Here is a 14705-nt window from a genome sequence, read left to right as displayed (position 1 = left end):
TGTGCTTGACTTGGAATTGTCCATATAGGACATTTCTATTTGGTTATTAGGTAGGACATTTCTACTTAGGAATAACATAAAAGTTAAATATTATTGTTTTTCAAAAACTTAATTAATTAAAAAATTGTCATTCATCCGTAAAAAAGGCGACTTGAAACATGCCGCTTTGTTTTTGAGCTGTTTTGGTGTCTTTTGCCAATAAATAGACATATTTATTTACAAACCTAATATGCGTTAAGCTAAATTCTTTAGAATACAGACCACATCCCCCTCCAAAGCCTCCCAGTCCTTAAAATCAGGTTCAATCAGTAAAGTCTGAGAAATAAAACCATAGCAAATCCGTTGCACATTTAAACTCATACGTTGCAATTGCTTATCATCCTGTACAAAAGGCACAAGAATACTGCGCCACATTTGTACCATCATGGCATAACTTTTCTGATAAATTTCAATACTCGAAATCTGCCGTTCCAACAAAAAAGACTGTGCCCATAAAAACTGTTGTGCCTGCATTTGTTGCAATTGAAAATTAATCACCTGCTTTAAATAATCACCCAACAGTAAATTTGTGGATAACTCATACAGACTTTGTGCATAACTTTGAACTGTTTCAGCATTGGTTTTTACATGCTGATGAATCAGCAAGGCAATCAAATCTTCCTTTTTGGAAAAATACTCATAAAACGTGCCCAAACCGACACCTGCAAGCTCGGTGATTTCCCGAATGGTAATTTCATGCGCAGCACGTTCATGCAAAAGCCGAACAAAACTTTCCATCAGCGCTTCTTGAGTCATACGCGCTCTTGATTGACGGGGCTTACGCCGTACATTGATGCTTGCTAAAGCCATAAAAATAATCCGAACATCCAAGTCTGAATTTTCTTCTATACTGAATGTAATCGGACAAAACAACAAGACAGGAGTTGAAAATGAATACAGCACAATCTCAGGCAATCACAGCATGGCAAACCCACGAGATCAACAATCAGTTTGATGAATTGCAAAACTACAATTTATTCAGCACAGATCAGGTTTTACAAGAAATTCTGCAACGTTATGGCAGTCAGGATCAAAAAACACTGAATGAACTCGCACAGATTGCAGGTTCAGCTGAATACTATCAATATGCAGATTTAGCCAATCGACACACGCCGATTTTGCATGCTTTTGATGCCCGAGGTCGCCGTAAAGATTTCCTTGAATTTCACCCCTCATGGCACAAATGGATGTGTTTAAATCGTCAATATAATACGCATGCATATCCATTTAACCATCCACAATCGCCTTCAAAATGGGTGGATTGGGCTGCACGTTTCTTTCTTGCAGGACAAGTAGAGTGTGGAAATTTATGTCCCAACTCTATGACTTTAGGCAGTATTCCACTACTTCAAAATGAACCTGAACTGTGGGCAAAAGTCGGCGAAAAATTATTATCCAATGAATATGATGAACGCGATGTGCCTATAGCTCAGAAGAAATCCATTTGGGTGGGCATGGGCATGACCGAAAAGCAGGGTGGTTCGGATGTCCGTGCCAATGAAACTTTTGCTTTGCCTGTGGCTGAATCAGGTCGTGGCAAAGCCTATTTACTGACTGGGCATAAATGGTTTTTCTCTGCGCCAATGTGTGATGCACACTTGGTTGTCGCAAAAACTGAACACGATGGTTTGGCGTGTTTCTTTGTGCCACGTTGGTTGGAAGATGGCACAAAGAATAATATTCACATTCAACGCTTAAAAGACAAAGTCGGCAACCGCAGTAACTCAAGCTCGGAAGTTGAATTTAAAAATGCGTGGGGCATCATGATTGGTGAAGCAGGACGGGGGATTCCCACCATTATTGAAATGGCGAATTACACACGTTTGACTTGTTCTGTCGGTTCAAGTGCGATGCTGCGTCAGGCATTGGTACAGTGCATTGCCTATACCCGTCAGCGTAAAGCTTTTGGGAAACATTTAGCTGAACAGCCTTTAATGCAAGCAGTACTTGCCGATTTGGCTTTGGAAACTGAAGCGGCAATGCAACTCTCATTTCATCTTGCACATTGCTATGAGCATGATGATGCCTTGTCTCAGGCTTGGAAACGCATCATGACCCCTGCAGCGAAGTTTTGGGTGTGTAAACGTACTGTTGAACTGACGGGTGAGATGATGGAAGTCTTTGGTGGCAATGGCTATGTTGATACAGGCATTATGGCACGTATTTTTAAAGAAGCGCCGGTCAATACCATTTGGGAGGGTTCGGGCAATGTCATGTGTCTGGACGTGTTACGTGCCATTCAGCGGGATGGTGAATCTATAGAAGTATTGTTCAAGTCTTTTGCTGAAATTGCTTCACAAGATGTGATTTTACAAAATGAATTACAGTCATTATTTAAATTGTTCAGCAGTTTACAGGCAGATGAATTGCAGTTTATGGCACGTAGTTTGGTCAGCCGTTTGGTCATTCTCGCGCAAGCGATTTTACTGAAACAGTATGCGCCTGATTTTGTAGCAAATGCGTTTATTCAAACCCGTTATAGCGAATTTCATGGACGTGTGGTGGGCATGGTCGATGCGAAAACTCTAGATGTGGAAAGGTTGTTGGAAAGAGCTTTGGCTGCCTAAACGTTTCGAGATTCAAAACAGATCAGTTTTAAACACGAAGGTCATCATTTTATGATGACCTTCATTTTAAGCGTTTTGATTAAGGTTCAAGCTTGGAAAAGTAATCGCGATTACTTTTGTTTTTTCAGCTTTTTTTGGAGCTTTTTCAATTTACCTTCGTGTTTTGAAATTTTGTCCAAACGTGCTTTGATTTTTTTCTTTAAAGATTTAACTTGCTTTGACATCATGTTACTCCTTCGATTGAAGATCCGTTGGCTGATGTTTTTTGATAAAACTACGGATAAATTTTCTTAATTCACGTGCTGCACTGGTGTCCAGATGCTCACAGAGTTGTAAAAACTCATCGCGCTCAGCACTATTAATGCGAATTAAGAGCTGTCCATCTTTTTTATTCACCTTTGTTTTTTTGGGTAATTCAGCCATAACGTTTTTATCACCTAAAGGTGATGATTAAAAATGTATATACAATATATATACGTTTTTAAAATAAAGCAAATTTATCTTTTTGAAAATATTTAATAAATTGTTAAATTATGATTTTAAATACTTAAGATATTGAGTTATTTATGAAAATAAGTTAGAAGTTTGCTGATTTCTGAAGTTATTATTAAAATATCAGTGATAGAAAATAACATTTTTATATCAAATGAGTACTTGATCCGCTTGTATTTTGCACAAAAAAGCGCATTATATGCTTCACATCATGCTGATGTTTTTAATATAAAAGGTCAATCAAATGGCGAAGAAAAAAGCTACGCCAGAAGTTGTGATTCACAACTTTGTGGCGAAACACATGAACGATTTTAACAAAAGCCAAACTTTTGTAGATCGAAAAAAAGATGCAAAACGTGGTTATTCTAAACACAAAAAAGGTCGATATTCTGATGATTATCGACCTTTTTACTTTCTATTACTTTGTTAAAATTGATAAACGATTTAAATTATAAACTGACCACACGAGAAGAGTTTTTCACCATATCTGCTAAGCCATGCGTTTTAAAATAATATTCTAATAAACTTTTAACCATGAGTGGATTATTCATTTTTAAAGACTGATCTAATAGTGCTTGGGCATCAGGCATAGGCACATGACAAATTGCTTTACGTACGCGTAAAATATTACTTGAACTCATAGACAGAGTATTGAAGCCCATCGCCATGAGTAAAATTGCAGTCAATGGATCGCCCGCCATTTCGCCACAAATACTGACAGGTTTATCGTACTTATGACATTCTTGTACTAAGCGTGTTAAGGCACGAAGTACCGCAGGATGTGAATGCGAATAAACATTGGCTACACGTGGATTATTACGGTCAACAGCAAGTAAATATTGAGTTAAATCATTAGAGCCGACAGAGAAAAAGTCGACCAAAGGCGCAAACTCATCAATCTGTAAAAGTACACTTGGAACTTCAACCATGATGCCGATTTTAGGTTTGGTGATCCTGACCTGTTCTTCCTCTTGTACAGCCACCCAATCACGCTCAAGTAAATATAATGCTTCTTCAACTTCACTGACACTAGTCACCATAGGCAGTAAAATATGTAAGTTATTTAAACCAATGCTAGCTTTGAGCATGGCACGGATTTGTGAAGAAAAAATTTCAGGATGATCAAGGGTAAAGCGAATACCACGCCAACCTAATGCTGAGTTTTCTTCTTCAATCGAGAAATAAGGTAAGTCTTTGTCCGCACCAATATCTAGTGTCCGCATGACCACAGGTTTATTGGCAAAGTGGCTGAGTTGTTGACGGTAAATTGCCCGTTGTTCTTCTTCACCCGGAAAGCGCTCACGCAGCATAAATGGAATTTCAGAACGATATAAACCAACGCCTTTGGCACCACGTTGCACGCCACGAACGACATCAATCATTAAGCCTGTATTGACATAGAGTTTGACTGCAACACCATCAGGTGTGACAGCATCCTTCGTTTCATACTGTTTTAAATCTTTGGCAATTTGTTCTTCTTCTTTTTGAATTTCTTTATAGCGGGTACGCAAGCGACGAGGTGGATTGATAAAAACACGACCTTGATGTGCATCGACAATCATTTCCACATCATCGAGTGTATTGACCGGAAGTTCAGTGACCCCAACGACAGTTGGAATGCCAAGTGCACGTGCGACAATCACCATGTGTGAGTTCATGGCTCCTTCAGTGGTAACAATCGCTGCAATTTTATCGACAGGCAATTCTACCAAGGCGGCAGTAGAGATTTCATCTCCAATCAGAATACTTTCATCTGTCAACTCACGATGACTCGAATCCGCTTCTTGTAAATAGGCTAAAATACGACGACCCAAATCTTTTAAATCTGAGACACGTTCACGTAAATAGTCATCTTCCATTTGTGCAAAGAGCGCAATATGTTTGTCGATGACAATACGTACCGCACCTTGTGCCCAATGACCATCACGAATTTCTGTTTTAATCTCAGACGGTAATGCATTCTCATCAAGCATACGCAAGAACACACTAAACAGGGCACGTTCTTCTGCCATTAATGCATCTTGCATTTTGTCATCTAGAGACTGAATTTCATTGCGTACTGAAGCAATGGCATGGTCTAAAAGTTGCAACTCTTCACTAATATCGTCTGCTTCACGGTCAGGTACTGCTGCCAGATCTGCAGGTGGATATAAAATGACGGCACGACCAATGGCAATGCCTCCTGAACCTGAAATGCCTTGGAAGGTTTTATAGGTCGGTAAACTATTGGGTTTACGAAAAACATCGATATTACCCACGGCATGAGCATGCGCAATAACACCTGACAGTTGAGCGCACAGTGTGACCAAGAATGACTCAGCCGCTTCGCTAAAATCCTGAGGTTCTTTATTTTGTACCACTAAAACACCCATCACCTTACGGCGATACATGACAGGTACACCAAGGAAGGAATTATAAATTTCCTCGCCTGTTTCAGGAAAATAGGCAAAGCGTTCATGTTTGAAGGCATTGTCTAAATTGACGATTTCCTCACGTTGCCCAACTAAGCCCACTAAACCTTCACTGGTATGTAATGATACCGTTCCAACAGAGTTTGGGTTTAGTCCTTTGGTTGCCATGAGGACAAAACGTTGATTACGCTCATCCAACAAATAAATGGAGCAGACATCCACGTGCATGGCTTCAGAAACTTGATTGACCATAATTTCTAAAGATTCATGCAAGCTGACCGAGGTATTAATCTCTTGGACAATACGTCTTAGCGTGTCCAGTTGCATGTTCGACATGAATATAAGCTCCTTAAATTTAGATGGTGCTTGAGTTGCAAGATGACCTATTATTTATAGCAGTACCTCCCTGAAAAATCATTTACATTTTTATGGCATTTTCAGGTAAACGCTGTGGCATTTGCATACATAACTCCATCATTGCTTTACGATAAACATCACGTTTAAAATTCACCACTTGTCCAAGTGGATACCAATAGCTGACCCATTGCCATTGATCAAACTCTGGTGGGTCAGAAAGATTCAACTGAATATACTTCGTTGAAGCGACCAATTTTAATAAAAACCATTTCTGCTTTTGTCCAATACATACAGGATCGGAGTCCGATCTAATGTATCGAAGTGGCAAACGATAATGCAGCCAACCTTCGGTTTGCGCAATTATTTGGACATGCTCTGGTAAGAGACCAACTTCCTCATGGAGTTCTCTAAAAAGTGCTTGTTCAGGAGTTTCTCCAAACTGGATCCCTCCTTGAGGAAATTGCCATGCATTGTGACCAATGCGCTTTGCCCATAAGACTTGTCCAATATCATTTGCCAAAATGATCCCGACGTTGGGTCGGAAACCTTCTGAATCGATCATTTGGCTACCTAAAAATTGTGAATTTCATTGACTTTGTATATGGGGACATACACTCTTTTGTCCAACTCGATAAAGTCAAAGTAATAATGTTGTAAAATTGCTATGATCTTACCGAATTTCTATCGACTAGCGGAGATAGATTTACAATTTTTTTCTTAAATTTCAGTTTGAACGAGTATTTTCATGAAATTGGCGTTGTTTGACCTAGATCACACCTTATTAAATACCGACTCTGACCACTCTTGGGGAGAGTTTTTAGTCAATGAAGGCTTGGTCGATCCAGTCCGACATCGTGCAATGAATGATAAATTTTATGAAGACTATAAAGCAGGGCAGCTTGACCCGATTGCGTATAATGAATTTGTTTTTGAGTTTTTAACACAACATGATCATGATTATTTGACCGAGTTGCATCAGTTATTTATGCAAAAAGTCATTCGCCCACAAATGCGTCCTAAAGGTTTTGAAGCAATTCAAAAGCATAAAGATGCAGGGCATGCATTGGTTGGGATTACAGCAACTTCAGACTTTATTACTGCACCGATTTTTCGTGAGTTTGGAATCACGGAAATTATTGCCACCAATGCTGAAGTAAAAGATGGAAAATACACAGGAAAAGTCATCAATATTCCGTGTTATCAAAAGGGTAAATTGGCACGTTTAGATCAATGGTTAGAAGGACGTGATGTCACTGAATCTTGGGCATATTCAGACTCAATCAATGACCGTTTTTTATTAGAATATGCTGATCATGCTTTTGCGATTAATCCAGATGATCGTCTAGAAGCACTTGCTAAAGAGCAAGGTTGGGATATTCAAGATTGGTCGATTTGATTACTTCTGACTTAGATGAATGACAGCACTTCGGTGCTGTTTTTTATTGCCATATTTTGAAAATAATCAGCATCGTGAGAAGATTATATCTATGTCTTAACTTTGTAAATATTTTCAGATGTTTAAGATTTGCTACTTCACTTTAAAATTAAAAATGTTATGTTGAAATAAGAAATTTTAAAACTGATGGAGAAAATAAAATGAGCCAAACACGTCCAAGAATGACCAATTTATTTGAACAATTGGGTTTAGACTCAAGCGAAGGGGGAATTGCAAAATTTATTGAAACACATCAGTTAGATGCTAGTACATTTTTGACTAAAGCTGATTTTTGGACGGAAGCACAACGTCAATTTTTAGCTGAAAAACTCAGTTCAGATGGTGAATGGGCAACGATTGTTGATCAGTTAAATGAATCATTACATGAAGATTCAGTCAGGTAAAACGAAACGATATATTATTTTTTAAAAGCTCTCCTCGCTAAACTAAGGAGAGCTTTTTTATTTATTTCATCATATCAATAAGTTCTAAAACAGCACGAGATTGACTACGCGCAGGATGCCAAACCATCCCTAATTGGCGATACATATTGACAGGTATATCAAGCTGTTTCAGGTCGGGATTTAACAAAGTTTTGGGCAATACAGACCACCCTAAGCCTATAGATACAAGCATACGAATGGCTTCGAGTGTGTTATTACTCATCGTAATTTTCGGTTTTAAGCCTTGTTTTTCAAACTCAGCTAAAGTGATTTGACTGGTATATGTTTGTGATGCAGGAATTAAACTTGAATATTCAATTAAGTCTTCAAGTGTTAGATTTTCCTTTTGTGCCAAAGGATGAAATGGTGCAACAACAAAAACCAAAGGGTCATTCCAAATTTTCACATATTTTAGGCGTTCATCACCTTGTGGCGGTAAAGTGAGAAAGGCAAGTTCTAAGTCACCAGCTAAGACTTGTTCATGTGCTTGTTCTGAGTCTACAAAATGCACATCTAAAGTCACATTTGGAAAATCTTGTACATATTTTTTGAGATGTGTTGGCAAGTGATGTAAACCAATATGATGGCTTGTGCCAATTTTTAATTTACCTTGCACTTGTCCTTGTTCGTGACTAAGCGTGTGATGAATATCACCTAGCTCATTTAACCAATTTTTAACTTTAGGAAGCAATGAGTTAGCAGCATGAGTTGCTTGGACGCCACGACCTGCGGACTCAAAAAGTTTGACACCAAAATAATCTTCTAAGCTATGTATTCGTTTGGTGACCGCTGGTTGGGTAATAAACAGTTGTTCTGCTGCCATCGAAATAGACCCAGTTTCCATTACTTTTACAAAAGCTTCAAAGGCAGCAAGATTCATAACAATTTCCATCCATAAAGAATTTTTATGCGTAATTCATTATTCAGAAATTTTAAGAATTAATCAAAGCAATTTTTACTTTTTTTAAATTGCATAAAGAATAACGACGTTTTTTATTTCTCCATAAAAAAATGTTATGCAAATTTTCACGGTATAAAAAATAGAAGATCTATTCGTAGAAAACATCATAAAAACAATAAAAAGCGGGTTTTATTTATAGATAGAACATCATCACTTTTAAGCACTTCAGGATACTTGGTGGATATATTTGAGAGCTTATTAGATTTTTGAATGATCGCTTTATTTGGGTGTGATCGAGTGCTGTATTTTTTCATGAGATGAGCTTGTATATTATTCTGTTTAGAATGATCAGGATGTTTTCATCGCTGCGGTGGAGTGGTGATTAACCTCCATAACAGATTTTTTACGATGCTTTTGCTTCTAGTTCTAGAGCTTGTGCTGCTTGAGCATCTTTTTTGTTCCATACTTTTTCATGGAAGAAAAAAGCAACAGCTTGAACAGTGGGTTCAAGTAAACTTAATGTGATTGCCATCCATACGTTGCCTGTAACAAGATAGCCCACAAGCATTGCTACTGTAATGTGCATGATGTAGTAGCTTAATGTTTTTTTGAAAATACGTTGATTGGTATGTACGAAATTTTGAATACGAGCCATGAGAATCACCACAAATGTTTTTAACTTAAATAAATAATAATCATTATCATTTAAAAAGTAAAAAAGTTTTTTTGATTGATGATGATTGGTTTTGTGAATTAAATCATAAAATGGCGGCTTAATATTTTTTAAAAATATAATTTATAATTAAAAATATTTAAATATAATTACTTAATTATAATTTTTTAAATATTTGGGATTGTATGAAATTCAAATTAGGTCTGTTGGGGCTGGTAGTATTGTTAGGTGGTTGTGGTGGAAGCCCGTATTTAAAAGACTTACCTGAAAATGATTTATTAGAAGCCGCGATTGTATCTCAACGTATTGAAAGTGAAATGGCTTTAAAAATGCAAATTTGTGGTGATATTCAGGCATTAGGTCTTGAAACACAACAGGAAGCTCGTGAATATGGACGTGAATTAAAACGTGCTTATGAATATTATGAACGTCAAACGCATTCATTTAATCGAAAAATCCGCCGCTATCTGAACGATTATGAATCACAATATGCTGCAGAATATCGAGATCAAATGAGAGAAGCTAATTTTCAGCTCAATATGCTTCCTGCACGTCTTGCTACAGCGAAGTTTTTTGGCGTTGATAATAAAGAAGTAAAAGAAGCTTTATCAGATGCAAATCCTCATTTTTCATTTTCAAGTGGAAATCCTAACTCGGTGATTATTCTTCAGGCACTTTATGAAAAAGAAAAAAATATTAAATCACAATGTGAAAAACTAATTGCCAATATTTTTGATGATAAAATTCAGCCAGATTTCTCTAAATATGGCAATGAATATAAAAAAATCACAGGGTTAAAAAGCTTAAACAGCACTGATTAATTGTATTTAAACCTATTGCATACTTTTATTGATAAAAGTATGCAATAGAAAATTTAAGACTTTTTTCTTAAAATATCGTTGAGTCATTGCACAGGTGAATAGCAGCATTTTTAAGAGAACATTTTATTCCAAAAAGTTTTTAAATTAATAAAAATGATAAATTAGATTTATGTAAAAACGTGGTTATAATCGAAGTTAATGAAAGAATTACCCAGTCCAGTGGAGCACCTCGACATGGCAGGCGAAAACCAAAAAGCAAAAACATTGTATGACAAATTGTGGGATGACCATTTAGTAAAACAACGAGATGATGGCTCTGCACTTCTTTATATTGACCGTCATTTATTACATGAAGTGACTTCACCACAAGCATTTGAAGGCTTACAACTTGCAGGACGTAAACCGTGGCGTTTAAGTGCTAATGTGGCAACTCCTGACCATAACGTACCCACTTCAAGCAAAGAGCGTACAGCAGGTATTGCAGGGATCGAAGATGATACATCTCGTATTCAAGTACAAACTTTAGATGATAACTGTAAAACATTTAATGTGGTTCAGTTTGACATCAATGATGTTCGCCAAGGGATTGCACATGTTGTTGGTCCTGAGCAAGGTTTAACTTTACCGGGTATGACGGTGGTATGTGGTGACTCACATACAGCAACACATGGTGCCTTTGGTTGTTTGGCGCATGGGATCGGGACATCAGAAGTTGAACATGTATTGGCAACCCAATGCTTAGTTCAAAAGAAAATGAAAAATATGTTGGTGCGTGTTGACGGTAAATTAGGTCAGGGCGTCACACCAAAAGACGTTGTATTGGCAATCATTGGTAAGATCGGTACTGCGGGCGGTACAGGACATGCGATTGAATTTGGCGGTCAAGTCTTTCGTGATATGTCCATCGAAGGTCGTATGACGGTTTGTAATATGGCAATCGAAGGCGGTGCACGTGTGGGTATGGTTGCAGTCGATGATAAAACGATCGAATATGTAAAAGACCGTCCATATGCACCGAAAGGCGAACAATGGGATGCTGCGGTAGCTTATTGGAATACTTTGCATTCTGATGAAGGTGCACATTTCGATACTGTAGTCGTTTTACAAGGTGAAGAGATTGAACCACAGGTCTCTTGGGGAACTTCACCTGAGATGGTCATTCCAGTGTCTCAAGCAGTACCAACATTAGAACAAGCCAAAGATGACGTACAACGTAATGATTGGACACGTGCTTATCAATACATGGGTTTAAATGGTGGTCAAGCATTGGCTGATATCCAATTAGATCGCGTATTTATTGGTTCATGTACCAATTCTCGTATCGAAGATATTCGTGCAGCGGCTGAAGTGGCTAAAGGCAAGAAAGTTGCATCTACGATTAAACAAGCGATGGTTGTACCGGGTTCAGGTTTAGTCAAAGCACAAGCAGAAGCTGAAGGTTTGGATAAAATCTTGATCGAAGCGGGCTTTGAATGGCGTGAGCCGGGTTGTTCAATGTGTTTAGCGATGAACGCTGACAAATTACAGCCGGGTGAGCACTGTGCTTCGACGTCAAACCGTAACTTTGAAGGTCGTCAAGGTAATGGTGGGCGTACCCATTTGGTGAGTCCAGCAATGGCGGCAGCGGCTGCAATTGCAGGTCATTTTGTTGATGTGCGTTCGTTCTAATTTGGACTAATAGGAGCAAAGATAATGAAAAAATATACCGTTGAACAAGGTATCGTTGCACCATTAGACCGTGCCAATGTCGATACAGATTTAATCATTCCAAAACAGTTTTTGAAATCAATCAAACGTACAGGTTTTGGTGAAAATTTATTTGATGAATTGCGTTATTTAGATGAAGGTTTTCTAGGACAAGACAATTCTAAACGTCCTAAAAATCCTGATTTTGCCTTGAATCAACCACGTTACCAAGGTGCAACGGTTTTGATTTCTCGTGCTAACTTCGGTTGTGGTTCAAGTCGTGAACATGCGCCTTGGGCGTTGGAAGAATATGGTTTCCGTACGGTCATTGCACCAAGTTATGCGGACATTTTCTTTAATAACAGTTTTAAAAATGGCATGTTACCTGTCATTTTGTCAGAAGAAATTGTTGATCAATTATTCAAAGAATGTTTTGCAACCGAAGGCTATCAGTTAACGATTGATTTAGAAGCGCAAGAAGTTCGCACTCCAAACGGTGAAGCATTTAAGTTTGAGGTTGATCCATTCCGTAAACACTGTTTATTGAATGGCTTGGATGATATTGGTTTAACTTTACAAGCGGCAGATGAGATTAAAGCTTATGAAGAAAAAACCAAAGCTGCTCGTCCATGGGTTTTCTCTGAAATACAGGCTTAATTGCATAATAGATAGCGTGAAGGTTCAACTCTTGCTAACATGTGGAACATAAAAATATATATGTTTTAGGTGGCAGGGTTGGACCAAAATAATGATTAAGGTCTTTGATTATCGTATTGTACTAGGTGCATTGGGTCTTTTATTGAGTGCATGTCAAACATCGGACTTTTCACGCATTCAAAAAGCGGAAACCCAATATTATGATCCACGCAATAATGTCAGTATTTATTGCACGGGAGCAGAAAACTGTGAATTTAGCCGACTCAATAACATCACGTTGATCGATGAAAATACCCATCGTATTCATAAAGATGCATTGAAAACAGGTTATCTCAAGCTTTCAAGTCAAGATCCGAAAAATCACGCTGTGTATTTGAAAATACCTGCAAATCAGTATGAATTGGTGATACGTTTTTATCCTATTTCTCAACAACATGCTGAAGTTTTTCATGTGATTCATCGTTTTAAAGCGAATCAGCAATATACCTTTAAAATGTATCGTAAACGCTCTGAAAGTGCAGGAAGTTTATTGAATGTATCAGCACCTTCACCGCTATGTGTCGATTTGCTGCAAGAGAAACGCACCATACGTCGTTTTTGCCGTCCCTATAATGCAGAGACAGGCTTAAGTGAATATATTGAACAAAAAATTTAAACTTACTTGGCGGTTTAACTGTCAACAATGAAAATGGAAATACAAATGTCTAAACAAATTTTGATCTTGGCGGGTGATGGGATTGGTCCTGAAATTGTTGCTGCTGCTGAAAAAGTCCTGACCAGCGTCAATGAAAAATTTAATTTAGGTTTAACATGGGAACATGGTTTGCTCGGTGGTGCTGCGATTGATGCACATGGTTCACCTTATCCAGAGGTCACTGCTGAGCAAGCAAAAAAAGCGGACGCGATTTTATTAGGTGCTGTGGGTGGTCCAAAATGGGATACGATTGAGCGTTCAATCCGCCCTGAACGTGGTTTATTAAAAATTCGTAGTGAATTGAATTTATTTGCAAACTTACGTCCTGCGATTCTTTACCCACAACTTGCTGATGCTTCAAGCTTAAAACCAGAAGTGGTGTCGGGCTTAGATATTTTGATCGTACGTGAACTGACAGGTGGGATCTACTTCGGTCAACCACGTGGTATCCGTGAACTGGAAAATGGTGAGAAGCAGGGCTATAACACTGATGTTTATGCCGAATCTGAGATCAAACGTATTGCCAAAGTTGCTTTTGAAATGGCAAATTTACGTGGTGGCAAAGTCTGTTCAGTCGACAAAGCCAATGTCCTTGAAGTGACAGAGCTTTGGAAACAAACGGTAACTGCATTGAAAGAAGAACAATATCCAAATATTAATCTTTCACACATGTATGTCGACAATGCTGCAATGCAACTTGTACGTGCACCTAAACAGTTTGACGTGATTGTAACAGGTAACTTGTTCGGTGACATTCTCTCTGACGAAGCTGCAATGTTAACGGGTTCTATTGGTATGTTGCCATCAGCATCTTTGGATGAAAATGGTAAAGGGATGTATGAACCATGTCATGGTTCTGCGCCAGACATCGCAGGTCAAAACGTAGCGAATCCGCTTGCGACCATTCTTTCTGTTGCAATGATGCTTCGTTATACCTTCCGTGAAGAAGCGGCTGCTAAAGCGATTGAAGACGCTGTAGGTAACGTTTTAGATCAAGGTTTGCGTACAGGTGATATCATGTCAGAAGGCATGAATCAAGTCGGTACAGTAGAAATGGGTGATGCAGTCGTTGCAGCACTCGCTTAATATTTTATTTTAGATATCGTGTAAACGCAGCTTAGGCTGCGTTTTTTTATATAAAAAATTTAGTCTTTAGCAAGCTCGTCCTGTGTAGTGAACAGCTTTCGCAATATTTTGATCTAACTCAAAAATGATTTTACATTGGAAGTGAATATCATAACTACTTGCACCAGACTGTACTTTACCTAGATGTGCATCCCCTTGTGGAATAGGAATATTTAAAGGACGATAAACAGTATAAATTATTTGTGATTCAGTTATTTGTGGTGATTTGCTCTGATAGCCTAATTTTTTAAAATTCAAGTTATCTTGGATATTTTGACTGGATTGACCAAGAAATTGATGTAAATACGCATTGAGATCATAAGGACGATTAAGCTCAGTTTGACAGGCAATTAAGCTTAAACCTATACAACACACCCCGATGAAAGACATAATTTTTTGCATAA

At 38.1% G+C, this 14705-nt stretch carries 16 protein-coding genes; 9 read left to right on the top strand and 7 right to left on the bottom strand.

All coding sequences use genetic code 11. From position 1 onward, the window contains the following. Positions 1-234: 234 nt before the first annotated feature. Positions 235-849: a TetR/AcrR family transcriptional regulator gene (locus HX129_RS03650; RefSeq protein ID WP_286433581.1), complete on the bottom strand. Its 615-nt coding sequence runs from the start codon at positions 847-849 to the stop codon at positions 235-237. Between the two features lie 80 nt (positions 850-929). Between HX129_RS03650 and HX129_RS03645 the strand changes: the two genes are divergently transcribed. Next, positions 930-2606, top strand: a complete 1677-nt coding sequence (locus HX129_RS03645) for an acyl-CoA dehydrogenase family protein (RefSeq protein WP_286433583.1) — start codon at positions 930-932, stop codon at positions 2604-2606. Between the two features lie 228 nt (positions 2607-2834). Here the strand turns inward: HX129_RS03645 and HX129_RS03640 are convergent, their stop codons facing one another. Then, positions 2835-3029 carry a hypothetical protein gene (locus HX129_RS03640; protein ID WP_130072152.1) on the bottom strand — a complete coding sequence of 65 codons (195 nt, stop codon included), beginning with the start codon at positions 3027-3029 and terminating at the stop codon, positions 2835-2837. 313 nt (positions 3030-3342) lie between these two features. Between HX129_RS03640 and HX129_RS03635 the strand changes: the two genes are divergently transcribed. Further along, the gene (locus HX129_RS03635; RefSeq protein WP_130072151.1) at positions 3343-3528 is read left to right on the top strand and encodes a DUF7230 family protein; all 186 of its coding nucleotides are present in this window, start codon (positions 3343-3345) and stop codon (positions 3526-3528) included. A 19-nt stretch (positions 3529-3547) separates the two neighbouring features. Here HX129_RS03635 and ptsP read toward each other — a convergent pair whose 3' ends face one another. Both ptsP and HX129_RS03625 read right to left on the bottom strand, forming a co-directional pair. Further along, a complete protein-coding gene (ptsP, locus tag HX129_RS03630) occupies positions 3548-5845 on the bottom strand; it encodes a phosphoenolpyruvate--protein phosphotransferase (RefSeq protein WP_130072150.1) in 2298 nt (765 codons plus the stop codon). An 82-nt stretch (positions 5846-5927) separates the two neighbouring features. Continuing rightward, a complete protein-coding gene (locus HX129_RS03625; protein WP_130072149.1) occupies positions 5928-6428 on the bottom strand; it encodes an RNA pyrophosphohydrolase in 501 nt (166 codons plus the stop codon). 183 nt (positions 6429-6611) lie between these two features. On the opposite strand from HX129_RS03625, the gene HX129_RS03620 reads away from it, so the two are divergent. Both HX129_RS03620 and HX129_RS03615 read left to right on the top strand, forming a co-directional pair. Next, entirely contained in the window at positions 6612-7262 is a 651-nt protein-coding gene (locus tag HX129_RS03620) for an HAD family hydrolase (protein WP_174493793.1), read from the top strand. Positions 7263-7462: 200 nt separating this feature from the next. After that, positions 7463-7705, top strand: a complete 243-nt coding sequence (locus HX129_RS03615) for a DUF2789 family protein (RefSeq protein WP_286433586.1) — start codon at positions 7463-7465, stop codon at positions 7703-7705. A gap of 61 nt (positions 7706-7766) precedes the next feature. On the opposite strand, the gene HX129_RS03610 is transcribed toward HX129_RS03615, so the two are convergent. Together HX129_RS03610 and HX129_RS03605 are read right to left on the bottom strand one after the other, a co-directional pair. Further along, positions 7767-8624, bottom strand: coding sequence for a LysR family transcriptional regulator (locus HX129_RS03610; RefSeq protein ID WP_130072146.1), 858 nt, complete (start codon positions 8622-8624; stop codon positions 7767-7769). Between the two features lie 424 nt (positions 8625-9048). Next, on the bottom strand, positions 9049-9306 hold the full coding sequence (locus HX129_RS03605) for a DUF2061 domain-containing protein (protein WP_171457442.1): 258 nt from the start codon (positions 9304-9306) through the stop codon (positions 9049-9051). A gap of 197 nt (positions 9307-9503) precedes the next feature. On the opposite strand from HX129_RS03605, the gene HX129_RS03600 reads away from it, so the two are divergent. The 5 genes from HX129_RS03600 (at position 9504) to leuB (ending at position 14262) form a co-directional block, all read left to right on the top strand. After that, entirely contained in the window at positions 9504-10139 is a 636-nt protein-coding gene (locus HX129_RS03600) for a hypothetical protein (protein ID WP_286433589.1), read from the top strand. Between the two features lie 234 nt (positions 10140-10373). Then, entirely contained in the window at positions 10374-11807 is a 1434-nt protein-coding gene (gene leuC, locus HX129_RS03595; protein ID WP_130072143.1) for a 3-isopropylmalate dehydratase large subunit, read from the top strand. 24 nt (positions 11808-11831) lie between these two features. Further along, positions 11832-12482, top strand: coding sequence for a 3-isopropylmalate dehydratase small subunit (gene leuD / locus HX129_RS03590; RefSeq protein WP_130072142.1), 651 nt, complete (start codon positions 11832-11834; stop codon positions 12480-12482). A gap of 91 nt (positions 12483-12573) precedes the next feature. After that, the gene (locus HX129_RS03585; protein ID WP_130072141.1) at positions 12574-13137 is read left to right on the top strand and encodes a hypothetical protein; all 564 of its coding nucleotides are present in this window, start codon (positions 12574-12576) and stop codon (positions 13135-13137) included. Positions 13138-13182: 45 nt separating this feature from the next. Next, positions 13183-14262, top strand: a complete 1080-nt coding sequence (gene leuB / locus HX129_RS03580; RefSeq protein ID WP_174493788.1) for a 3-isopropylmalate dehydrogenase — start codon at positions 13183-13185, stop codon at positions 14260-14262. Between the two features lie 66 nt (positions 14263-14328). Here the strand turns inward: leuB and HX129_RS03575 are convergent, their stop codons facing one another. Beyond that, positions 14329-14703: a hypothetical protein gene (locus tag HX129_RS03575; protein WP_286433592.1), complete on the bottom strand. Its 375-nt coding sequence runs from the start codon at positions 14701-14703 to the stop codon at positions 14329-14331. Positions 14704-14705 lie beyond the last annotated feature (2 nt).

The organism is Acinetobacter sp. 251-1 (assembly GCF_030329305.1).
GTDB classification, from domain to species: Bacteria; Pseudomonadota; Gammaproteobacteria; order Pseudomonadales; family Moraxellaceae; genus Acinetobacter; species Acinetobacter piscicola_A.
This window is presented reverse-complemented; position numbering and strand designations above follow the sequence as displayed.

What these genes read in the sequence shown, in the direction of transcription:
- HX129_RS03650 (WP_286433581.1), bottom strand. Translation starts at nt 849, where the DNA reads ATGGCTTTAGCAAGCATCAATGTACGGCGTAAGCCCCGTCAATCAAGA.
- HX129_RS03645 (WP_286433583.1), top strand. Translation starts at nt 930, where the DNA reads ATGAATACAGCACAATCTCAGGCAATCACAGCATGGCAAACCCACGAG.
- HX129_RS03640 (WP_130072152.1), bottom strand. Translation starts at nt 3,029, where the DNA reads ATGGCTGAATTACCCAAAAAAACAAAGGTGAATAAAAAAGATGGACAG.
- HX129_RS03635 (WP_130072151.1), top strand. Translation starts at nt 3,343, where the DNA reads ATGGCGAAGAAAAAAGCTACGCCAGAAGTTGTGATTCACAACTTTGTG.
- ptsP (WP_130072150.1), bottom strand. Translation starts at nt 5,845, where the DNA reads ATGTCGAACATGCAACTGGACACGCTAAGACGTATTGTCCAAGAGATT.
- HX129_RS03625 (WP_130072149.1), bottom strand. Translation starts at nt 6,428, where the DNA reads ATGATCGATTCAGAAGGTTTCCGACCCAACGTCGGGATCATTTTGGCA.
- HX129_RS03620 (WP_174493793.1), top strand. Translation starts at nt 6,612, where the DNA reads ATGAAATTGGCGTTGTTTGACCTAGATCACACCTTATTAAATACCGAC.
- HX129_RS03615 (WP_286433586.1), top strand. Translation starts at nt 7,463, where the DNA reads ATGAGCCAAACACGTCCAAGAATGACCAATTTATTTGAACAATTGGGT.
- HX129_RS03610 (WP_130072146.1), bottom strand. Translation starts at nt 8,624, where the DNA reads ATGAATCTTGCTGCCTTTGAAGCTTTTGTAAAAGTAATGGAAACTGGG.
- HX129_RS03600 (WP_286433589.1), top strand. Translation starts at nt 9,504, where the DNA reads ATGAAATTCAAATTAGGTCTGTTGGGGCTGGTAGTATTGTTAGGTGGT.
- leuC (WP_130072143.1), top strand. Translation starts at nt 10,374, where the DNA reads ATGGCAGGCGAAAACCAAAAAGCAAAAACATTGTATGACAAATTGTGG.
- leuD (WP_130072142.1), top strand. Translation starts at nt 11,832, where the DNA reads ATGAAAAAATATACCGTTGAACAAGGTATCGTTGCACCATTAGACCGT.
- HX129_RS03585 (WP_130072141.1), top strand. Translation starts at nt 12,574, where the DNA reads ATGATTAAGGTCTTTGATTATCGTATTGTACTAGGTGCATTGGGTCTT.
- leuB (WP_174493788.1), top strand. Translation starts at nt 13,183, where the DNA reads ATGTCTAAACAAATTTTGATCTTGGCGGGTGATGGGATTGGTCCTGAA.
- HX129_RS03575 (WP_286433592.1), bottom strand. Translation starts at nt 14,703, where the DNA reads ATGCAAAAAATTATGTCTTTCATCGGGGTGTGTTGTATAGGTTTAAGC.